Origin of the sequence: Roseivivax sp. THAF197b (assembly GCF_009363255.1) — a bacterium.
Classification (GTDB): Bacteria; Pseudomonadota; Alphaproteobacteria; order Rhodobacterales; family Rhodobacteraceae; genus Roseivivax.
In genome coordinates this window covers 20,793-42,846 of the sequence record NZ_CP045319.1, presented here as the reverse complement: position 1 = coordinate 42,846, position 22,054 = coordinate 20,793, and the positions used below count along the sequence as shown (strand labels likewise).

The 22,054-nt window shown below is 50.7% G+C and carries 18 protein-coding genes and 5 pseudogenes; 17 read left to right on the top strand and 6 right to left on the bottom strand.

Annotated elements, in window-relative coordinates; genetic code table 11:
• Nucleotides 1-175 precede the first annotated feature (175 nt).
• The gene (locus FIV09_RS18380; RefSeq protein ID WP_152452824.1) at nt 176-934 is read right to left on the bottom strand and encodes a hypothetical protein; all 759 of its coding nucleotides are present in this window, start codon (nt 932-934) and stop codon (nt 176-178) included.
• A gap of 486 nt (nt 935-1,420) precedes the next feature.
• On the opposite strand from FIV09_RS18380, the gene FIV09_RS18375 reads away from it, so the two are divergent.
• Together FIV09_RS18375 and FIV09_RS18370 are read left to right on the top strand one after the other, a co-directional pair.
• Entirely contained in the window at nt 1,421-1,765 is a 345-nt protein-coding gene (locus FIV09_RS18375) for a MarR family EPS-associated transcriptional regulator (protein WP_152452822.1), read from the top strand.
• Nucleotides 1,766-1,873: 108 nt separating this feature from the next.
• Nucleotides 1,874-2,860, top strand: a complete 987-nt coding sequence (locus tag FIV09_RS18370; RefSeq protein WP_152452820.1) for an NAD(P)-dependent oxidoreductase — start codon at nt 1,874-1,876, stop codon at nt 2,858-2,860.
• A gap of 89 nt (nt 2,861-2,949) precedes the next feature.
• Here the strand turns inward: FIV09_RS18370 and FIV09_RS18365 are convergent.
• Nucleotides 2,950-3,707, bottom strand: a protein-coding gene (locus tag FIV09_RS18365) for an IS5 family transposase (RefSeq protein WP_152452792.1) whose coding sequence is annotated in 2 segments (ribosomal slippage) — nt 2,950-3,383 and nt 3,383-3,707 — 759 coding nt in all. Because the reading frame shifts where the segments join, the coding sequence is not laid out codon by codon here.
• 178 nt (nt 3,708-3,885) lie between these two features.
• On the opposite strand from FIV09_RS18365, the gene FIV09_RS18360 reads away from it, so the two are divergent.
• Genes FIV09_RS18360 through FIV09_RS18345 form a run of 4 tightly spaced genes read left to right on the top strand, consistent with a single transcriptional unit; the run spans nt 3,886 to nt 7,302 of the window.
• Nucleotides 3,886-4,863, top strand: coding sequence for a polysaccharide pyruvyl transferase family protein (locus tag FIV09_RS18360; RefSeq protein ID WP_172975793.1), 978 nt, complete (start codon nt 3,886-3,888; stop codon nt 4,861-4,863).
• Nucleotides 4,853-5,527: a hypothetical protein gene (locus FIV09_RS18355; RefSeq protein WP_152452816.1), complete on the top strand. Its 675-nt coding sequence runs from the start codon at nt 4,853-4,855 to the stop codon at nt 5,525-5,527. The genes FIV09_RS18360 and FIV09_RS18355 overlap by 11 nt, the downstream gene beginning before the upstream one ends.
• Entirely contained in the window at nt 5,528-6,178 is a 651-nt protein-coding gene (locus FIV09_RS18350; RefSeq protein WP_152452814.1) for a hypothetical protein, read from the top strand. It begins immediately after the preceding gene.
• Complete coding sequence (locus FIV09_RS18345; protein ID WP_152452812.1) at nt 6,175-7,302, top strand: hypothetical protein; 1,128 nt, start codon at nt 6,175-6,177, stop codon at nt 7,300-7,302. Before FIV09_RS18350 ends, FIV09_RS18345 begins: the two co-directional genes overlap by 4 nt.
• Before the next feature lie 284 nt (nt 7,303-7,586).
• On the opposite strand, the gene FIV09_RS18340 is transcribed toward FIV09_RS18345, so the two are convergent.
• Nucleotides 7,587-7,772 carry a hypothetical protein gene (locus tag FIV09_RS18340; RefSeq protein ID WP_152452810.1) on the bottom strand — a complete coding sequence of 62 codons (186 nt, stop codon included), beginning with the start codon at nt 7,770-7,772 and terminating at the stop codon, nt 7,587-7,589.
• A 521-nt stretch (nt 7,773-8,293) separates the two neighbouring features.
• Between FIV09_RS18340 and FIV09_RS20775 the strand changes: the two are divergent.
• Nucleotides 8,294-8,719 (top strand): annotated as a pseudogene (locus FIV09_RS20775) (IS3 family transposase); the annotation flags it as partial.
• 190 nt (nt 8,720-8,909) lie between these two features.
• Here FIV09_RS20775 and FIV09_RS18330 read toward each other — a convergent pair.
• Nucleotides 8,910-10,166 (bottom strand): annotated as a pseudogene (locus FIV09_RS18330) (IS110 family transposase).
• Nucleotides 10,167-10,723: 557 nt separating this feature from the next.
• On the opposite strand from FIV09_RS18330, the gene FIV09_RS18325 reads away from it, so the two are divergent.
• The 10 genes and pseudogenes from FIV09_RS18325 to FIV09_RS18280 all read left to right on the top strand — a co-directional run bounded on the left by FIV09_RS18325 (nt 10,724) and on the right by FIV09_RS18280 (nt 19,993).
• Nucleotides 10,724-11,461 carry a glycosyltransferase gene (locus FIV09_RS18325; RefSeq protein WP_172975791.1) on the top strand — a complete coding sequence of 246 codons (738 nt, stop codon included), beginning with the start codon at nt 10,724-10,726 and terminating at the stop codon, nt 11,459-11,461.
• A 19-nt stretch (nt 11,462-11,480) separates the two neighbouring features.
• On the top strand, nt 11,481-12,176 hold the full coding sequence (locus FIV09_RS18320) for a glycosyltransferase family A protein (protein WP_152452806.1): 696 nt from the start codon (nt 11,481-11,483) through the stop codon (nt 12,174-12,176).
• 1 nt (nt 12,177) lies between these two features.
• Nucleotides 12,178-13,329: a hypothetical protein gene (locus FIV09_RS18315; protein WP_152452804.1), complete on the top strand. Its 1,152-nt coding sequence runs from the start codon at nt 12,178-12,180 to the stop codon at nt 13,327-13,329.
• A gap of 13 nt (nt 13,330-13,342) precedes the next feature.
• Nucleotides 13,343-14,509, top strand: coding sequence for a hypothetical protein (locus FIV09_RS18310; protein ID WP_216646976.1), 1,167 nt, complete (start codon nt 13,343-13,345; stop codon nt 14,507-14,509).
• A 198-nt stretch (nt 14,510-14,707) separates the two neighbouring features.
• On the top strand, nt 14,708-15,688 hold the full coding sequence (locus FIV09_RS18305) for an SIS domain-containing protein (RefSeq protein WP_152452800.1): 981 nt from the start codon (nt 14,708-14,710) through the stop codon (nt 15,686-15,688).
• Complete coding sequence (locus FIV09_RS18300; RefSeq protein WP_152452798.1) at nt 15,685-16,476, top strand: 3-deoxy-manno-octulosonate cytidylyltransferase; 792 nt, start codon at nt 15,685-15,687, stop codon at nt 16,474-16,476. Before FIV09_RS18305 ends, FIV09_RS18300 begins: the two co-directional genes overlap by 4 nt.
• Nucleotides 16,473-17,294, top strand: a complete 822-nt coding sequence (kdsA, locus tag FIV09_RS18295; protein WP_152452796.1) for a 3-deoxy-8-phosphooctulonate synthase — start codon at nt 16,473-16,475, stop codon at nt 17,292-17,294. The genes FIV09_RS18300 and kdsA overlap by 4 nt, the downstream gene beginning before the upstream one ends.
• Nucleotides 17,295-17,385: 91 nt before the next feature.
• Nucleotides 17,386-17,708 (top strand): annotated as a pseudogene (locus tag FIV09_RS18290) (UTP--glucose-1-phosphate uridylyltransferase); the annotation flags it as partial.
• A gap of 130 nt (nt 17,709-17,838) precedes the next feature.
• Nucleotides 17,839-18,707 (top strand): annotated as a pseudogene (locus FIV09_RS18285) (IS5 family transposase).
• Nucleotides 18,708-18,841: 134 nt separating this feature from the next.
• Nucleotides 18,842-19,993, top strand: a complete 1,152-nt coding sequence (locus tag FIV09_RS18280) for an acyltransferase (protein ID WP_152452794.1) — start codon at nt 18,842-18,844, stop codon at nt 19,991-19,993.
• Nucleotides 19,994-20,046: 53 nt separating this feature from the next.
• Here FIV09_RS18280 and FIV09_RS18275 read toward each other — a convergent pair.
• Nucleotides 20,047-20,804, bottom strand: a protein-coding gene (locus FIV09_RS18275) for an IS5 family transposase (protein WP_152452792.1) whose coding sequence is annotated in 2 segments (ribosomal slippage) — nt 20,047-20,480 and nt 20,480-20,804 — 759 coding nt in all. Because the reading frame shifts where the segments join, the coding sequence is not laid out codon by codon here.
• A gap of 61 nt (nt 20,805-20,865) precedes the next feature.
• Nucleotides 20,866-21,982, bottom strand: a pseudogene (locus FIV09_RS18270) (IS110 family transposase).
• Nucleotides 21,983-22,054 lie beyond the last annotated feature (72 nt).

Here is a 22,054-nt window from a genome sequence, read left to right as displayed (position 1 = left end):
GAGGTAATCTCATGTCCGGCTCCGGAATGCCTGGTCCCTTCCACACGCCCAGACAGCTTTGATCCGCAGGTCGGACGGAGACAGGCGGAACCCGGTCTTGTGAATTCAGGACGGGCGCTCAGCGGGAACACAACCGTGTCGGGCTTCCCCATCGCCGCGGGAACAGGCGGGCCCGCTACCCCAGCGAGTCGAACATTTCCTGAAACCGAGCCGATCGCGTCTCGTGCCATTCTGCGTGCTGCCGTTGTCGATCCTCCGAGATGGCACGCTGTGCGGTTTTGAGCGTGGCTTTGAAGTTGCTCTTCGGGTGGGAGAGGAGATTCAGAAAGTCAGAGAGGTCCTGGCCACGGGTCTGCAGAAAGCGTTTCTGGCTCACATCGTCCGGATGCGCCATGCAATGATAGGCTTCTTTCCGACAGATCGTGGCGTGATCCGCACAGCCGGGCTCGACCCATCCGTGAATGGGCAGAAGCGAGAGCGACACCGGGGTCAGATAGGCCTGTCCAATCGTCACCTCAAAGCCCCAATTCAGAAAGGCGGCGATCAACAGGTCGAGGCCTTTCACAAACTCGAAGGCATGCCGCGGGTCATCGAACAGGCTTTGAACATCGTGCCATGGCTCCACGAGGCCTTGCGGCATGTCACAGACGCGCAGGATCTGATAATTGTCACCGACGCGATCCACAATGCCATTGAGCGCGAGCGGGCCATCGTCCATCGGGTTGTCTTGAAACACGAAGGACAGCGCAATGAGCGTGACCCCCGCCTCCCGCGCTCTGCCAAAGAGCTGCGCTTGCGCCCGCGAGAGCTCGGGGGTGATCAAAGGGTTAAAGTCGATTGTGCTTTTGGGAAGGTCGAGGATAGCGATTTCAGGCTGGTTCATCTGGTGTCCTTTGACGGTTTTTTTGGATCGGCATCGCGCCGCAAAAAACACATGGAACCGTGCCTCCCATTCGAAAAACCAGTTTCAAAAATATTTCTCTGTGGCCGATCCAGGCTTGATTTCAGCCCGGATTCTGGCCCCTCAAAAGGGCACCCTGCGGAGATACATATGTTCGGGGAGACCGCGACACCCACGCCTCGATGGAACGAGGCCGACAGGCATGCCGGGTAAGAGTTCTGGGCGTCCTGCGCCACGAGTTTGAGCTCCGCGCGCGAGCAGATCCTGCGAGCTGCTGCCGCTTTTGGTCCAAGCGGCCCTGTGCAGATGCAAAGCGGGCCGCACGAGGCCGCCGGATTTTGCGCAGTCTTGCGGCAGGGTTCCGGTTTTTTGAGCGCGTTTGACCTCAGATGCGAGACCGCATCTTGTCTTGCGGCGGAGGCTCGGATAGGCGTTCACGCATGAACGGCACCCCGCGCCGCTGTCAGACAAACATCCGAGCCACGTGTGGCCCGGTGCGGTAGCCATGGCGTTACCCGAATGACACGCGAGGTCAATGAGGATGTGCGCTTCCGGGTGATGCGCGCCGTCGAGCAAAATCCCAATGTCAGCCAGCGTGAGCTGTCAGACCAGCTCGGCGTCAGCCTCGGCATCATCAACTACTGCCTGCATGGGCTGGTTGAAAAGGGGCATATCAAGATCCGCAATTTCCGCGCATCCCCGAACAAGCTTCGGTATGCGTATGTGCTGACACCGGCGGGCATTGCAGAGCGCGTGTCTCTCACGAAGCGGTTCCTGAAGCGCCGGATGGCTGAATACGACGCGCTGCAGGCCGAGATTGAAGCGCTGCAGGAAGAGCTTGGCGAGCCGGATAGAGGCGCGTGACAAACTCCTGCGAGCTTGCGTTATCGGCTTTTCGGCCATGCGTTCAACTCCCTGCCATAGTCCTCGAAGCTACTCCTCCATCCTTCAAATGACATTCGAGAAATTATAATGATTACAGTGATTGGCGGATCGGGTTTCATCGGCACGCGTTTATGCAAGAACCTCGCGGATCGGCAAATCGCGTTCGAGATCGTCGATCTGCGCAAAAGTGGTCGGTTTCCGGAGAAAACCAAGATTGCAGATATCCGCAACCTCGATGCCCTGCGCAAGGCGGTGACGGGCGATACCATCATCAATCTCGCGGCCGTGCATCGGGATGATGTCCGCGACAAAAGCGAATATTACACAACGAATGTCGATGGCACACGCAATGTCTGCGACGTCGCCGCTGAAAAAGGTATACGCCGGATCGTCTTTACAAGCACCGTGGCCGTCTATGGCTTTGCCGAGCCTGACACAGGTGAAGATGGCGCAATCAACCCGTTCAACGATTACGGCAAATCGAAATTTAACGGGGAAGAAGTTCTGCGTGCCTGGCACAAAGACGCTTCAGATAACCGCGACCTTGTCATCGTCCGCCCGACGGTCGTCTTTGGTGAGGGCAATCGCGGCAACGTGTACAACTTGCTCAAGCAGATCGCCTCGGGTCGCTTCATGATGGTCGGCAATGGCAAGAACCGGAAATCCATGGCCTATGTCGGTAACGTGGCAGCTTTTCTGGAAACGGCGGCAGAACGCGGAGATGGGTACCAGCTCTACAACTACGTCGACAAACCCGACTTTGACATGAACAAGCTTGTCGCAAAGGTCCGCAAGCAGCTGTCGGCTAAGAAAGGGGTGGGCGCGCGTTTACCATACTGGTTTGGTCTGCTTCTTGGATATGTTGCGGACGGTGTGGCAAGCATCACGGGAAAGTCACTCCCCGTCTCTTCTATCAGGGTAAAGAAGTTCTGCGCCACAACTGCGTTTGCGAGCAATGCGAGCGCATTGGATGGGTTTACCGCGCCTTTTCCTATGGGAGACGCGCTGGACCGAACGCTAGACGCCGAGTTCATCAATCCAGATCCAAACCGAGAGATTTTTTTTACGGAGTAAAGGCGATTGTCCGATTTAAGTCCAGCGAAAGATATGGCGGATCTCACTACGCCATATAAAATTCATGCGGGCGTGGTTAGGCTCAGGACTCATAGCCAGTAGATGACCGTGGCGGCGAGAGCGATAGCCGAGAGGAATACCTTGGGACACCTGTCGTATCGCGTGGCTACCCGCCGCCAGTCCTTGAGCCTGCCGAACATGATCTCGATCCGATTTCGGCGTTTGTAGCGGCGCTTGTCATACTTCACCGGTGTCTTTCGCTGCTTCCGACCCGGGATGCAGGCGCGTATGCCTTTGTCTTGCAACGCTTCTCTGAACCAGTCCGCCTCGTAACCGCGATCCCCGAGCAGCCAGTCGACATCCGGCAGACTTTCGCAAAGCGCCCGCGCTCCAATGTAGTCGCTCACCTGTCCTGCCGTGACGAACAGCTTGAGGGGACGTCCCTGGCTGTCGCAGATGGCGTGAAGCTTGGTGTTCATGCCGCCTTTGGTTCGGCCGATCAGGCGACCGCGCCCCCCTTTTTGGCGCCCAGGCTGGACGCTGTTCGGTGAGCCTTCAGGTAGGTGGCGTCGATCATCACGGTCTTCTTCTCGCCGTGCTCGGCAACCAGTCCCGCCATCATCTTCTCGAAGATGCCCTTGTCGCTCCACCGCTTCCAACGATTGTAGAGCGTCTTGTGCGACCCATACTCGCGCGGCGCGTCCCGCCATCGCAAGCCATTGCGATTGATGAACATAATCCCGCTCAGGACGCGCCGATCATCGACACGAGGCTTGCCGTGGGACTTTGGAAAATAGGGCTCCAGACGCGCCATCTGCGCATCGCTCAGCCAAAAGAGATCAGACATGTCACCGCTCTGTTTTCGTGCGGTGAATCACGACCGCAAAACAGATCAATGGGTCCTAAGCCTACATCCCACTATAGATACAGAATTAAAAAATCAGAGATAGCTAAGAAGCGTTTATATAAAACCCGCGGTATCAATTATGATGGCGCCTAGAACCTTTGACCAATCCGAAAAGACAATGAAATATATTTTTATCAATGACACGCGTACTGAGCTTCATTGGGGCTGTTACGGTGTAAGTACGGAAGTTCAACGCATACTAAAGAGTAAAGGAAGTATAGAATATACAATTACAACCGCTGAAATTAAAAGTTTATCCGCAAAATCAATTATCAGAAGAATAAAGAAGATCGATCCGGCAGGTGAATACAGGATTGTAATCAATGGAGAGGGGAGTATAAATTTTGACAATATCGAAGGCGAAAAGTTATTTGATATTATCGAAGCGATTGAAAACAGTTATGAGATATGGAATGCAAGCATATATGAGTTAGACAGAAGGTGGATTGCGCAACTCTCCAGATCAATTCGCATTATTGTCAGAGATCAAGAATCGTTGGACTTACTGTCTAAAAATGGAATAATTGCCGAATACTCACCCGACTTATTCTTTAGCTTCTTATCTAAAAGCTTTCCATGTGGAAACGGCATGGAAAAATATATAGTAACCGACTCAATTAACCGAAAAATTACCGAAAATGTGAAATCCATAAAGAAAATCGATCGATATAACTCGATAGACCCAAAAGCGGTTGATATTAGGTTTAATCTGAAAACAACGCTTTGGCTTCGAAAAAATCTCCCTATTTTAAAAACTATTCGATACGATCCTTGGAGCATGATAAGAATACTTGTCCGCCAATTTCGACAACCATCTCAACTTAACCACATCAATCTAACTAGTGAAACACTAGTTTTTACTGGAAGATACCACTTTTCAATTTATGCCTTATCCAGAGGTTGCACGTTATGCGTATTCCCAACCAACTCGAAAAAAATAGATAGCCTTTTAAAAGACGTATCAAATTTTGGAGTATTAAAGTCGTATTCTAAAACATACAATCAAGAAATAATTGAATTCGAATATACGACGCTCGGGGCAGGAGACATCTTGAACGAAGCTGTAGAGAAGATAAAAATTGTCTATGAAAATTGATGTTCTCATGTCCGGCCCGAGCCTCAACAAGCATAAGCTTAGCAAGCTCGAGGCTGAGACTGTTGCAATTTCCAATACATTTGATGCCTGTGCTTTAAAGACCAAAAAGCTTAAATCCGTTTACTACTTCATATCAGACCCAGACATGTTTCAGAACTTACAAAAGGTTGGTATAATTGAAAAGAACATTTCAATTCTAAAAAAAGAAATAATTCTTGTAATTCCAAGGCGATTTCTGCTTAAACGAAAATTCTTTCGCGTATTTTTGAAATTGGCGATCCATAAAGGTCGGCTCAGCTTATATAAAGCTGATGACAAGTCATATAAATCACTTAGCTATACATTTTCAAAGACGTCGTTCCCTAATCTCCAGACAGTTTTGCTCGATGCGGCCATTCCAACTTTAATTCATAAAGGATACAAGGACATTACTGTATACGGAACAGATCTAAATTATGGAAATTCAGATAAAAAGTCATATGGATTAACCTCACAAAGCTTGCAGGAGAAAAACGAGATTAAAGATCAAAGCGAGTGGCGAGAATTTGTGATATCTGGAATAATCTTCTATATAAGCCTAGCAAAACGCCACTACGGAGCGAAGATTTATTTTGATCGCGACTCTGGCGCAGGACGCATATTAACCAAAATGGGAGTTCAATGAATGAAAATATATCTGTTTGGATCTCAGGGAGCAATTGGTGGGCATATATCAAACCAATTATCCAGTAGGAAAATTCCGCATACGAAGGTAACAAGACAGAAATTTGAAGATGCAGTCCTTGAAATACTTAAATCAAAAGGTGAAATACTTCTTATCAATGCAGCCAAGCTTGATAGAGAAGACGCCGTCACCTTAGCCAAAAGTCTGGAAAGGTCCGAAGCAGTACTGACAGTACAACATCTATCATCTGTCGCTGCAGAAACTCCAAGTATTTATGGGCGAGAGAAGCTTTTCGAAGAAAACATATTTAAAGCAAGTTTGGGCGCTAATTCCAGTACAAAATTTATTGAGATTTTCAGGATTGGAATACCCGTTTTAGAGGTAAACGGTGAGTATTCGTCCTGCGGATACTGGAGTAACTTGGATTTAGATACGTCAAAATATCTTATATCAATAAATCGCATCCCTATGCACACATTCGACGTTACGACTCGGGGATTAGTCGTAACGGAATTCTCTAAATCTAAAATAAAAAAGCTAAGAAATACAAAATTTATCTTCCTAAATCTACCAAAATTCTTAGCTAGAAGGCTACCAGCGAGGCGCATAAATTCACAAGCAAAATTTACTAAAGCACAAGTGATACGATGACGAATATTACGATCGGTGGTGGCGCTGCAGGGATTTTTAATGGTTTCCTTGAGAAAACTTTTCACAACACCGATAGCTTAATTATAGTGCATCCAGAAAAACCCGAAGCTCCTAGTGCTCTTAATGGAGCAATGTATAATGGAGAACGTGGTGGCCTACAAAGCTGGGGAGGGAATGTCTTCCTAGATTATGCCCACCCATGCTTTGACAGCTTGGCGCGGATTGAAATCATTGAACTTATCGATAATTATTTGCGGAGCTTCAATTCGAAAGTTGAGACTTATCAAAATGAGTTTGGTTTTGGATTTCTTTTAGAGAAGAACGCCTCGCCTTTTCACGACCAACAAATAATTCGTGACGTAGTGAGAGAGGTAGATACACGGAATTCTCAAGTGGTTGGCAATCAATCTACATATTATTACAAACATTTGGCGATATGCCCTGGAGCTCAGTCACACATATCCTGTAAAAACTCTAACGAAGCGTTATATTTTTGCGCAATTGAGCCAACGCTCCTTTATGATAAAGTTTTATTTTTCACAGATAAGATACCAACTAATACTGATGAACTGGTTGCGGTTTGGGAATATAAGGGGAAACTATTCCAATCATTTAAGTTGAATTCGACTTCGTTACTCGCAAAAAATGCGAATCGTTCAGCAAAACTGATGCACTTTATGAATGGCCAAATTAAATTAACAGAACTCTTTCCGACTGATATAATATTCGGCGCCCAAGTGAAATTTCAAACCCTGATAGGGAATCGTGTCAATCAATACATGGTAACTATGCAGTTAGATACGCGCGAGCTGAGCGTAATACAAAGTGATTCCAGCACAATCGCTTTAGATGTAGAGATGGATGATAAATTAAAGCTTTCTATCGATGTCAACAAATATAATCGTGCTCTACATACTCAAATAAAACACGATGCTAGCGCTATCAGGATAATACGTAAACATGATATCGTAGCTGATTTTAGTGAAGACCAAGAGTGTAAATATAGAGTTGGGTCCGTTGGCTACAGATTGCTTAACGTATTGAATAGCTTTATTATAATTGACCGCCACAGAAAAAAAATCGATCTTCAGCGTACCTTAGGCAACGCCACTACGAAAAAGTAGGTTATTTTTATTCAGAATCAATCCTCCGCGCAGTGTTTCTCAGAAAGTCAAAGTTAGGAGTTTTCGCGCGCAAGCGGTGATAACAAGCTTCTTGGCCTTTTCAGCCGGGAGCAAGCAATCTTCGGGGCATTGAACTCAACGTCGGTACCTGATGGCGGTGAATGCTGCCAGATATAGGGAGTGCCCATCCTATATGCCGCACCTGCCGCGACGATATATGGCGTCATTAACGAGTGCTGGCATCCGTCGCCGATAGTCCGGATCAAGTTCGGGGAGCTTCGGGATCAAGGTTGCTGAGACAACGGTCCCGTACCCTTGATTTGGCTCAGGCGCCCAGCTTGATCGCGCAGGTCGTCCTGATCTCGGATAACCGCTTCCATGTCCGCCTCGGCCTTCGGCGGGTTGGATTGCAGGGACTTGGTGTGCTGCGAGATGTTGCCGCGGATCCATGGGTTCTGCGTTGTCCTCATGTGCTGCCACCTAAACCGTGTCCTTACGCTGTACGCGAGAAAGGGGAATTTGGGATGGCAAGGAAACGACATTCAGATGAAGATGTATTGAATCGGCTGCGAGAGATCGAGCTGAAGCTAACGGATGGCGACGATGTTGCTTCTGGGTGCCGCAGCGTCAGCATCAGTGATGCCAAACACTACAAATGGCGGAGTCGGTTCGGTGGAGTTGCTACTTCGCAGTGATCCGAACTGAGGATCTTGGAGAAACAGAACGCGCGGCTGAAGAACGTCGTCGCCGAGCTTGAACTGGACAAGCTCATCCTCAAGTAAAGATTGGCCCACCTAACGTCCAGGGCTTGACCACAGTGGAGCTTCGTCAGGTCGTTAGTCACACACGGCAGAAGCTCGCGACGTTCGAGCGGCGGACAGGTCGGGTAATCGGCCTTGCGCGGAACTCCCAGCAATACCGACTGGCACTGAGAAATGATGAATTGCTGAGGTTGGCAATCATCCGGTTGGGGTAGCAGTACGGTCGGTACGGGTATCGCAAGATTGTCGAATTGCTTTGCATTAAGGACTGGAAGGTCAATCACAAGAAGGTTGATCGGCTATGGCGCGAGGAAGGTCTAGAGCCTCCGCAACGCCACAAGAGGCGCAAGCGAAATTACCACAAAGACAGATCGATCATCCCAATGCGGCCCAAGCATTTGAACCACGTCCAGGCTTTGGACTTTGCGCCCGAAAAGCTCAGCAAAGCTCGCAGCTATGAGATGCACACCCCGCTAGGTGAGTCCACCCGGCAAGGCCTAGCAGTGACCCTCCGAACCAAAGAGGGGCACCGACGAGGTTCTAGAAGCGCTCCATCCGTTGCTCCTGAGGCACGGCACTCCAGAGTACATCCGATCACACAACGTCCTATGTCGGGAGATTTTGTCTGTTTAGGTCAGCAGGTCAGCAGGTCATGAGGCATCCGGTGTCCCGGACGCCCTATAACGGTTGCCCAGACGGGCTCTGCCGTCAATAAATGATCTCTTCCATAGCAAACACAGGGTACGCGCGCTGGCGGCCCTCACCGTCTTTAATACGAGATCCCAAATCCCAAGCAGAAGGCCCGAACATTATCTACGAGGTCAGCAAGCTGCCTCCACGGTCATGTCAGAGAGAGGTCCTTCCGCCTGGGCTCACCCCCTCGAAGAAGGGGCGATAGGGTTCGCCGTGATTGACCACGGCGTGTACGGTGCGCGCCATCTTTGCCGCGATCGCGGTATAGGCCTTGCGGCGCAGATGGGCATTGTGTCGATCCTTGGAGATGTAGCGCTCGAACTTGTCCCGGAAGCTGTTGGTCCGCTTGAGAACGGCGGTCTGGCCGGCCATCCACATCGTGCGCCGCAGGCGGGCATTGCCGTACTTCGAGATACGGCTCTAACCGCGGAACATGCCGGACTGGACAGTGGCGAGGTCCATGCCACAGAACTTCAGGAACTGCCGATGATGCCGGAACCGACGCAGGTCACCGGCCTCGGCCAGGATGGTCATGGCGTTGATCGGGCCGATGCCGGGAATGGTCGTCAGCAACTGGTAATCTGGCAGATCGGAGAGCAGTTCGACGGCCCTGGCCTCGATCTCGTTGCGCTGCCGGACAAGGCTTCTGCCCTCTGAAAGGACAAGGCAGAACATGCGAACGGCGTCGGAATCTGCATGTACAGGCAAACCGACGGACTCGACGGTCGTCGCGTAAATATCTGAAAGAAGGCGCTCTTTGGAGACTTTCTTGCCTACCACCTGCCAGGCATCAGCGATGAAGGCTTCCCGAGTCATGGCTGTGATCATCGTCGGCGTCGGATACTTCTCGAGGAACGCGAGAAACCAGTCGGTGCGCGAGCTTCAGTGAAACCGTTCGGCCTCGGGGAAGTAGAGCGGCAGGTAATGCGTCAGGATACGGTGCCAGAGCTCTGTCTTCGAACGCGAGACGATCTCGTGCGTCTTCGACAGCTCTTGGATGTCGGCAATCCCGACGACCAGAGGATCGTGAACGAACTGCACGGCACCGATCTCCAGCATGTGCAGGATGACCTGGGCGTCCTTCGGATCGTTCTTGTCCCAGCTATTGTGCAGAGCTTCCCGCGTTCGGGCGAGGCTGACAGAAGAGACGAGCTTCAGCTCGAACCCCTGCTGTCCAAGATAATGGGCCAGCGACCGGTGATAGTTGCCGGTAGCCTCGAACCCGATCCGCACCGGTAGGTCGTAGCTGACGAGGGCCGCGGACAATCTCCTGAAATCCTCCAGCGAGTTGGTGATTGTCATTCGACGTCGACGCTTCTTGCCTGGGATTCCAATAAGCACTTCGTGGCGATGTTTGGAAATGTCGATGGCGACCAGAACGGTCGCGGCAGTAGTATCGGTGGCGGTCATAGCCGGTCTCCTCAGCGGTGTGGTTTGTGCAAAACCGCTGTTGAGACCTGAGACCTGGTTATGGCCACCCGCTGCACAATTTGAGGGCTGCGCGCGCCGCCATAACCTAAAATAAGCGTTTCTTCTCGACGTGCTACGGGCCCGAATTCGTAGCAGCGAATCTACAGGACAAGCTTTGAAGAGTTGGCATCAAGCTATAATTATTTATCCGGCATCGCGCTAGGAAAACAGATATATCGAGCGGTTAACTCGGACCCTGCTTTGAAAGGTGCTCAATGCCGTATAGTTCACTACAACCGAGCTAACTCAAATCGTCATCAATCACTGGCTCACGCAATACAATCACTCCCGTCCCTACCAAGAGCTGAATATGCGTCCACCCACACAGGAAACCATATTAAAGAAAGCCCAGATCAATGGCGCGAAAACATGCGGCTGAACAAATATACAGTTTCTAAATTTGAAAGTAGTTATATACGAGATTGAAACCCAATTGGACCAAGAACCTTTTATTCATTTTAGGGGAAATTATGCCTAGGAATTCGAGATTCACGCTCTTGATATCTTCCTACAACGCTTCGGCGAAAGAGGAAGAGATAAGACGATTTACCAAGTTTCTCAAAGTGTGTGTAGTCAATCAGTATTCGGATGAAGTCGGTAAACTTATTCTAAATAACCCCGAAGTCAAAGTCGTAAATAAGAAAAGCACTGGGCTCTCAAAAAATAGAAATACAGGGCTTGAGATATTTTCGAACAATCACATAATAATATGTGATGATGATATAGAAATTAATGAAAATGTTTTTTCAAGTGCTCTGGACGAAATAGATAAATTATTCTACGACGGATATGGATTTGTAACATTTAACAATGCGGATGTGTCCGGGCCTCGATTTAAAAACTTCCAGCACACAAAATTTTCCGTCATGAAAATTCCGTCGTGGTGTATCTGTTTGAGGTCCGACATTGCATCAGCTTTTCGTTTTGACGAGAGCTTTGGAATAAATGCTAAGTATAACAGTGGGGAGGAAAATATTTTACTATTCGACATATTGATGTCTGGAGTTAGGGGAGCGCATATCAACATCGATCCGGTGCGCCATATCGGTGAGTCAACCGGACATATATGGAATATAGATTTAGCAAAGGCAAAAGGTGCGCTTTTCCACCGAACGTATGGCTCATGGGTTGGGCTTTTTATAACAATACTTTTTATGTTAAAAAAAGTTTTCACTGACCGTGCTTCCATTAAATTACTCGGAGTCGCAATTCGTGAATACTCAACCCACAGATAGAACAAAAGTATCCGTTATAATGGCAGCATACAATGCTGAGTCAACAATTTTACGCGCTATAAACAGTGTGCTGGCGCAAACGCATGAAAACGTCGAGCTTATTGTAATTGATAATAATTCGAACGACAAAACCCAAGCAATAATTGACTCGTGTCTGGATAAAAGAATTGTCTCGTTGCAGTGCACGACGCAAGGAGCTTGCCACGCCAGAAATGTTGGCCTTGATATTGCAAGTGGAGAATATGTTTGTTTTTTAGATGCGGACGACTACCTCCTAAAAAATTCTATTCTCACTAGAGTGGAATTCCTCGCTGCCTCCGAGGCTAAAGCAGTGTGCTCAAGCTATCTCGTCAAAAAAAAGTCTCGTTTAAAACTACGCCGCGTACCGATAAATGATATTAACTTAAACGATCTCCGGGTTATGAACTTAGTCCCATTTTGCACTGCCCTTTTCGAGAGAAAACATTTTCATAATTTGAGATTTAAAAGCCAGCCTCATGAAGACTACATTTTTTGGATAGAAACCTGCAAAATAGCGCCCATTGCAACTATTCAGGAGATTACGGCAGTTTACGATGCCGACGTAAGTGGGATATCTGCGAATAAGCTGAAAAGCGCATACTGGCATTATTTGGTTCTCCGACACCAATTTTCATACTCTATGATATCTTCTGTTGTTAGGACGGCTGTTCGCTCCGCGAAACTGTTAGTGTAAAATGGCACAGATTGTTACGATCTTTTATAGAGCCCTCAAGGCGTTTATTTTTGTATACGGCCTTGTTGGAATTTCTGATGTTGATCGCAGCCATTATCAAATTTTTATTCTAACAAGCTTCATAGTTTCAATAACCTCGGGCTTTCTGTTATCATACCAAATAACAAAGGCGCTCTGGCGATCTACATACTTCAGATACGTTATTTTGTTTGATATTTTCCTGTCGGTATTTATTGGGATTTTTCTCTATATAGCTACTAATAGCCCACTCGCTATGGTATTTGCCGCTTCGGTTTTTTCGAATGCGGAAGCGTCAGCAATAAACGCATCTTACGTAAGGCCACACTACAAAGCTTTACTACTAACGCTACTCATCTTCAATTGCGTACTTGCGCTTACTGGAGCCTTACACTTAATTTCTTTTCTAATAGCAGATATAATTATAAAGGCTACTATGCTATTACTATTAGGCATTTCAATAGGCTACGGGGAACCAGGGATTAAAGGATTGATGCGCGATCATGCCTCTCTGTATAGAAAAAATGCCTTGACATTTCCAATAAATTCAGCTGTTGGATTTTCCAAGTTTCGTATTTTTGAGCTGATCGCGTTTAGCGTAGCGCAAGAAATTGGGGCAATATCCACACGTCTCCTTGAGTTTTTATACGGTGTATTTTCATTGCTAGTTTCTCGCAAAATAAATTCTGAAGATAGTATTCAAAACTATTTTCATTATATTGGATTCGCACTACACTTTACCCAATTTACGATAGCTACATTTGTTTTCTTGGCAATACTTTCAATTTTTTCACGACTAGTGGGCGGATTTGAAGATACCAACGGTACTGTCTATGATCTTGGGGGAGCTGCGCTTATTTGCTTGCCTGCGTTCTTTATATACCCAATTACGATATTTTTATATAAAATCTTCTCTGGAAATAAACTGTTTCATTTCTCCCTCTTAACGCACGCAATAGAAGTAGTGACGACTCTATCTCTCATGTTAATATCTTACCTTTTTTCGGGAAGTTTCATATTTCTTTTATTAGCCCTTTCTGCACTTACCATCTCACGATTTGCTCTGAAAACAATGTTTTTGAAACTTAAGCTTGCCGATCCGAGCTATATTTTCCAGAATCTTATAAAATCTTAACGAGGTAGGCCTGATGAAATTAACTAGCACTCGGCTTGCAATTGCGTGGCACCTATTAAAGCCAACATTTTATGCTATTTCTCCAAACCTCTCTCGGCTCCTTGATCTCTCATCATTTTTCATCTTTTTGTCTGCGTCAGATAAGGTTTCCCGGAAGGCGCACCCAGTACTCTTGTGTCTTCTACTATACTTTTTCGTACAACTATTATCAATATTACGCATGGCATTAAATGATATTGCCATTGTCGCTGATATTATACCTCTTTTTTATCCCTTATTTGCGGCGTCGGCGCTCCTATGCGGCCTTCAATTTGGAAGAGAAAACAATTCCATCAATTTTTTAAAAGCGCTGCTTTTTGTGGGTGTTGCACTCGCAATTATTATGAAGCATGCGCCATTTGGGGATATGTTGTCAGCTGTATTTAATACACCCGCTCTAACAGTTGTTGAGCGATATGGCGGATTTTCCTATACACACACCGAACACGCTGCCTTCTGTGTTTTGTTTATAGCTATGATGTTCGATGATAGCAACAAGGCTGGCGATCGGGATTATAATTTAATTAAATGGCTTCTTGTACTTTCAGCAATGTATTCCCTATTAATTCCCCTGAGCAAAGCCGGACTTATTTTACTAGCGTTCCCATTTATGAAGGATTTTTGGAAATTTTTGATCTTTATTATTCCTGGATCTTACTTTGTTTTAGATAATTACTCACACATTATACAGGAGCAACTCCCATACATATACTATGGATTTATTGCCGCGACGGAAGCAAACATTTCTGATGGATCGATTGGCCCCAGATATTTCGATTGGCTCACGGCCTTTGACAGCTTGCGCTCCGGAACTATGAATTTACTCATTGGCAATGGACCCTTGAGATACTATGATGAATCCTACATTGAAGTTACAGCAGCGAATATTTTATATCGGTTTGGGTTTCTTGGGTTTGTTTTTCATTACGCCCCCATTATATTTGCTGCGTACATTCAACATCGACTGGGCCGTCTTGCTATTTCGTTTACCCTTTTGGGTATTATAATTGTGGATGGATTGGCCAATTTTTCGGAATCAATTAAACTTTTCCCCTTTATTTACTTCCTGCTGGGAATTTCTTTAACTGAGCTTTACATCTTAAACCGATCGAGTCAGAGCTCTAAAATCTTGACTGGATAAGCCTCCTAGCTTCTACTAAAATCTTCTGGATGAATGATCTGATCTGGTTCACGTATTGTATCAGGCTTCTCTTCGATGCCGCTTTTCTTGACCATATCTTTCACAACTTTCTGTTAGTGTCGTGTTGACTTAATATCGCCTAGAACTTAAGCGATACAGCCGCAAAGCAGCTGAATAACAGTAATTGGAAAATTGCTTATGAGCATTACCCGGGGATCAATAATTGCGGACGAGAGTTTATCTTTGGTCGGCAGACGTTCAATTCAGTTGGAGATATCGGGACTGGAGCAACTGCTTGAGAATTTCCCCGAGAGCTTTGGCAGTGTTGTTAAATTAAGCTTTCAACTCAAAGGACGCATCGTGGTCTCTGGCATGGGCAAGTCGGGCCATGTGGCCGCGAAGATCGCCGCGACCCTCGCCTCCACCGGCAGTCCTGCGCAATTCGTCCATCCCGGTGAGGCCTCCCATGGCGATCTCGGAATGATCACCCGCGACGATGCGGCGATCCTGATCTCGAATTCGGGCGAGACGAAGGAGCTTGCCGATATCATCGCCCATACCCGCCGATTCCGGGTGCCGATGGTCGCGATTACGCGGAACCCCGAGTCCACGCTGGCCCGGCAGGCCGATCACGTGCTCCTGCTGCCCGACGCGCCCGAGGCCTGCGCGCTGCGCATGGCGCCGACCACCTCGACCACCATGACCATGGCCCTGGGCGATGCGCTGGCTGTCGCGCTGATGGAGGCGCGGGGTTTCGACCGCGAAAGCTTCCGCACCTTCCACCCGGGCGGCACGCTTGGCGCGCAGCTTCTCAGCGTGGCCGCTGTGATGCACCAGGGCGACGCCTTGCCGGTGGTCGGGCCCGACACGGATATGGGCGAGACACTCCTGACCATGACCGCCAAGGGCTTCGGCGTGGCGGCCCTCGTGGAGGAGGGCAAGCTCACCGGCGTGATTACGGATGGTGACCTGCGCCGCAATCTCGACGGGCTGATGGGCCGCCGGGCGGGGGATGTGGCCACGCGCACCCCCACGACCATCGCGCCCGACGCCCTGCTGGTGGAGGCCCTGGGGATCATGAACGACCGCAAGATCTCGGCGCTCTTCGCGGTGGATGAAGGGGGCGCGCTCAAGGGGCTCGTGCATATCCACGACGCGCTTCGCGCAGGTGTCGCATGAGCGCCGTCGTCTTCATCCCCGCGCGCTATGCCTCGACGCGCTATCCCGGAAAGCCGCTCGTGGAACTGACCGGTGCGACGGGGCGCAAAGCGTCCCTGATCCAGCGCAGCTGGGAGGCGGCCCAAGGCGTGCAGGGTGTTGCCCGCGTCTGCGTTCTGACCGATGACGACCGCATTCGCGATGCCGCGACAGGCTTCGGTGCGGAGGTGCTGATGACCTCAAGTGCCGCCCGCAACGGCACCGAGCGCTGCGCCGAAGGGCTCGCGCAGCTGGGGGAGGATCCCGAGATCGTGGTGAACCTGCAGGGTGATGCGCCCCTGACCCCGCCCTGGTTTCTCGAGGCGCTGATCGCTCGCACGCAGAGGGACGACGCCGTGCGGATGGCGACGCCTGTGCTGCGCACCGAGCCGCAGACGCTCGCGAACTTCGTCACCGACCGCAAGGACGGCCGGGTGGGCGGCACCACCGCGGTGATGCGCGGGGATGGCTCGGCGCTTTATTTCTCCAAGGAGGTGCTGCCCTATGTGGGCAGCCTGCAAGCCCCGCCCGAGGTCTGGCACCATGTCGGGGTCTATGCCTACCGCCCGGACGCCTTGCGTGCTTACGGGACATGGGACGAAGGCCCGCTCGAGCGCGCCGAGGGGCTCGAACAGCTGCGCTTTCTGGAGAACGGCTGGCCCATCACCTGCGTCGAGGTCGAGGCGCGGGGCCGCGTCTTCTGGGAGCTGAACAACCCCGTCGATGTCGCCCGGATCGAGGCGGTGCTGCAAGAGGAAGGAATCGCATGAAAGATGTCCGTATCGGAGACATGACTGTCTCTAACAAAGCCCCATTCGCGCTGATCGCGGGGCCCTGCCAATTGGAGAGCCTCGATCACGCGCGCATGCTGGCCGAGAAGATCGCCGCCGCTGCGGACGCTGCCGGTCGGCCCTGGATCTTCAAGGCGAGCTACGACAAGGCCAATCGCTCCTCGCTGTCGGGCAAGCGCGGCCTCGGCATGGAGGAGGGGCTGTCGATCCTCGCCGCGATCAAGGCTGAATTCGGCGTTCCGGTGCTGACCGATATTCACTCGGCGGAGCAATGCGCGCCGGTGGCCGAAGTGGTCGATGTGCTGCAGATCCCGGCGTTTCTGTCGCGCCAGACTGACCTTTTGCTGGCCGCGGGCGAAACGGGGGCCGCGATCAACGTCAAGAAAGGCCAGTTCCTGGCGCCTTGGGACATGGAGAACGTGGCAGCCAAGATCGCCTCGACGGGCAATGAGCGCGTGATGCTCTGCGAACGCGGGGCCTCCTTCGGCTACAACATGCTGGTCTCGGACATGCGGTCGCTGCCGATCATGGCCAAGACCGGCTACCCGGTCGTCTTCGATGCCACCCATTCCGTGCAGCTGCCGGGCGGGCAGGGCGCCTCCTCGGGCGGACAGCGCGAATTTGTCGAACCGCTGGCGCGGGCGGCTTTGGCGGTGGGCTGTGCCGCGGTCTTCATCGAGACCCATGAGGATCCGGACAACGCGCCCTCGGACGGGCCGAACATGGTGGAGATCAATGGGCTCCCGCGATTGCTGAAGGGCCTCGCGGCGATCGATGATCTGACCAAGGGTATGTGAGCACATCATAAATTGTGCTTGCACCCGGAAAGACAAAGCTTCGAAAGCGATCCTCCCGGTTGCGGGTCTCGGTACGGGGTTTTTGCCCGCAATGAAGTCGATCCCGAAGGAGATCATGACCCTCGTGGACCGTCCGCTCGTGCAATACGCCATTGACCAGGCGCGCGCGGCAGGCATCAAGGAATTCATCTTCGTGACCTCCTGCGGCAAGGGAGGGTGCGCTCGAAGATTACTTCGATATTTCGACCCATCTCGAGCACAAGCTGAAGAAGATCGGCAAGGATGATCTCCTCGCGATCCTCCAAATCCACTGAGATGGAATCTGGCGAGGTCACCTATTTCCGCCAGCACAAGGCGCTGGATCTCAGCCACGCGGTCTGGTACGCGCGATGCCTGATTGGCAACGAGCCTTTCACGGGGCGTTTTTGCACAAGTCTGAAGGCGAAAGATTCACTTCGCGACTCCGTAACGTTAGACGCGCTGCACGAGCAAGCCATTGTTCACCCGCTATCGCACGATGAACTGATCCAGCTACAACGGATCGCTGCGCAAGCGAGGGTCAATATTGATCTGGGTCGACAAGGATATGATTTGGCCTGCGCCGCATGATGGGCGGTATGGACAGCCTGCGATCTTCTCGGATGCGGGCATACAATTCTGCCTTTCGATCAAGATCCTGTTCAAACTGCCGCTTCGCCAGACCCCCGAGATGGTCGCCAGCCTGCTGAAGCTGGCGGGGCTAAACTGGCCGGTGCCCGACTTTTCCACCCTGTGCCGAAGGCAGAAGACCTCGGCCGTCCAGATACCCTATCGCCGCGCAGATGGGCCGCTGAACCTGCTCGTTGACAGTACCGAGTCAAGTTCCTGGGCGACGGCGAGTGGCAGGCACGCAAGCACGGGGTGCAAGGTCAACGCCAATGGCGAAAGGTGCATCTGGCGATGGACCCGGTCTCATCCAACATCCGCGCCGTCGAGTTCACCCCCAGCCGCGATCACAACAGCCCCGTGCTGCCAGACCTCCTTGGGCAGATCTCCGAAGACGAGCCGATCGGCACCGTGACCGCCGACGTCGCCTCGACCGCGCCGCTGCCACAAGGCCATCAGTGACCGGCAGGCCACGCCGATCATTCCGATCCGGAAAAGCGGACGCTTGTGGAAAGACGACTGCCCCCCGGCACGCGCACGAAACGAGACCCTTCGTGCGACACGATACTACGGCGGGTTTTCTGGAAACTCTGAACCGGATACCACGCCCGCAGCCAGATAGAGGCGAGGATGCGCTGCCTGAAATCCTTCGGCGAGCGCATCGCAGCACGAGACCCAGACCGCCAGACCGCCGAAATCCACTTCCGTATCGCACTCATGAACCGCTTCAACGCCCTCGACACCGTCGAGATCATAAGCGTGCCCTGACGAGCAGTGGTGGAAGGTGCAGTCACGCCTCAGGCGCGAGTTGCGCAACAATGCGCGTGGAAACGACCGTTGCTGCTCTGAAAAAAGATCCATGGAATTAGAGCTTAACAACCGACTTTATAATTAGGGAGCGGATGAATGAGTACACAACGTTTTCGGCAACTGGTTGCAAAAATATGACAACTTCATCAAATACTGGGCGTCACTATTCAAGCCTAGATAGCTTGAGAGGCTTTGCCGCAATTTCAGTGGCATTATTTCATTTTAATATTGACAGCCATATAAATAATACTTTTATAAAGAACTCATGGCTCATGATTGATTTTTTCTTTATTTTAAGTGGATTTGTTATAGCCTTAGCGTATTTAGAGAGAATTCATACCGCAAAGGATCTCTACAATTTTCAAAAACGTCGCTTCCTGCGCCTTTACCCACTTCACATTGTAATGCTCTTTGTGTTTCTTGGAATAGAGATCATAAAATATCTTGCGCAAATTTATTTAAACTTAGATGCAAACAATCGAGCATTCTCCGCTAACAATACTTCGTCATTCATCGCTAACTTACTACTAATACATGACTGGATACTTTCTGAGGTGACCTGGAACTATCCAAGCTGGTCAATCTCATCTGAATTTTATACCTACTTGATATTTGGGGCTTCTGTGCTGTTTTTTTCCAATGGGAGGCGAGACACAAACCTTATCCTTTTATTTATACTATATGCCTCTATAACTGGTTATATCTTGTACTCGCCAAACCTAGAACCTGCGGTGCTCTCCGGACCAATAAGATGCATTTACTCTTTCTCCATTGGCGTATTAGTTTATTATTTATTTAAAGTCCTTCATAACCGGGTGCGCCTAGGATCATCAATATACTCAGGATCTCTGTTATTTATGTGTGGAGCTCTTATCTATTCAAATAATAAAGCGAGCTTCAACACGGAAGCAATTTTGCCACTAATTTTTGGAGCGAGCATTTTAACACTTGTACTCACTGACAAATCTACTTTAATCAATAAGCTACTTGAAAATAGAATATTAGTATACTTAGGCACAATAAGCTACGGAATATACATGATACACGCAGCAATTTGGTGGTTTGCGATTCAATTCCTACGCGTAATTTTTAAATTTCCAACAAAGGAAGACTCTGCTGGAAATGTCAATATAGAGATAGAAAACTATTTATTGGCTGACTTGATAACAGTTTTCGGAATTATAATTATAATCCTCTTCTCACATATCTCTTACCAGAAAATTGAAAAACGTTTTTACCGCTGACGCTGGCCTTGTTGAGCAAATTGAGTAAGGGCTTCGCTGCCTAGGCTCAGGACTCATAGCCAGTAGATGACCGTGGCGGCGAGAGCGATAGCCGAGAGGAATACCTTGGGACACCTGTCGTATCGCGTGGCTACCCGCCGCCAGTCCTTGAGCCTGCCGAACATGATCTCGATCCGATTTCGGCGTTTGTAGCGGCGCTTGTCATACTTCACCGGTGTCTTTCGCTGCTTCCGACCCGGGATGCAGGCGCGTATGCCTTTGTCTTGCAACGCTTCTCTGAACCAGTCCGCCTCGTAACCGCGATCCCCGAGCAGCCAGTCGACATCCGGCAGACTTTCGCAAAGCGCCCGCGCTCCAATGTAGTCGCTCACCTGTCCTGCCGTGACGAACAGCTTGAGGGGACGTCCCTGGCTGTCGCAGATGGCGTGAAGCTTGGTGTTCATGCCGCCTTTGGTTCGGCCGATCAGGCGACCGCGCCCCCCTTTTTGGCGCCCAGGCTGGACGCTGTTCGGTGAGCCTTCAGGTAGGTGGCGTCGATCATCACGGTCTTCTTCTCGCCGTGCTCGGCAACCAGTCCCGCCATCATCTTCTCGAAGATGCCCTTGTCGCTCCACCGCTTCCAACGATTGTAGAGCGTCTTGTGCGACCCATACTCGCGCGGCGCGTCCCGCCATCGCAAGCCATTGCGATTGATGAACATAATCCCGCTCAGGACGCGCCGATCATCGACACGAGGCTTGCCGTGGGACTTTGGAAAATAGGGCTCCAGACGCGCCATCTGCGCATCGCTCAGCCAAAAGAGATCAGACATGTCACCGCTCTGTTTTCGTGCGGTGAATCACGACCGCAAAACAGATCAATGGGTCCTAAGCCTAAAAGACAGGCATGGTGCGGCGGGCGATGTCCCACATGAAGGCCGCCATTTCCCTTGCGATAGCGGTGGTGACGACTGTCGATTTCTTGCCCCGTTGGCTGAGTTTACGATACCGCGCAGTCAGACGAGATTGTGCTTTCCAGGCAATGTCCTGAACTTCCGCCGATTGTGTTTGAAGGATGTAGAGCTTCCTCGCTCCCGGGCGTGCTTGAAGTCGATATGTCCAAGCACCTTCGATCAGTTTATGACGAACTCAGGAGTTGCCTGCCCGGGTAATCCCGCCACGCTTGGTCGTTTTTCCTGTCGAGTATTCGACTTGGCACGAGCCCCAGATAAGCCATCAGTTTTACCGGCGTTTCAAATCGACGCACATCTCCGATCTCGGCCATGAAGGTGACGGCATTTATCAGCGCTACACCACGCAAAGCCTGCAGCGCTTTTAGAGTCGGGGCGAGGTCCCACTCCGGCACGAGAGCTTCGATATGTTTCGTCAGTCGGTCCACGCGTTCGGTTGCGTTGCGCTCAGCCTGCAGCATCTCTTGAAGGGCGATTTGATGCGCCTGATGATCGAAACTCTGGCTTTGCAGCCATCTGCGATACCGCATCGTCCACGGCTTGGTCCGATGATAGATCCGCCCGTGGCGCAGCATGAACGCTGATACGAGTTGGCGCTTGTGCCGCTGGTCCTCTGCCGCGCTTTCCCGGGCACGAACCAAGTCGCGCATCGCCTCATGCGTTTCATCAGAAACCCAGATCGGTGTCAGCTCCCCAGCACGCAAGAGCCGGGCCAGTCGAATTGCATCCAGCCGGTCTGTCCTGACGCGCTCACCTGCACGTACCGGAATCAACGAAGGCGCGACAACACAGCATTCGAAACCGAACGCTCGCACCTGCCGATAAAGGCCATATCCCGTGGGCCCCGCTTCATAGCATACCGAAACGGGCGCCCCACGCCCGGAAAGTCTTTTCAGCAGCCAGTCGACGCTGGCAGGAGCGTTCTCAAAGGTGCCCAAGCTGAGAACCTCGTCACGCACCCCACCACCCGCAATTGCAACTGCCAGCTTGTCCTTCGAAACGTCGATACCAACATGAATCGGCGGTTGTTCTTTCGTCATGCCTTCCTCCATCGCAGATTAACGGCACTTGCCGCCATGTGATCAGGGTACCAACCGAACCGCCATGCGCGC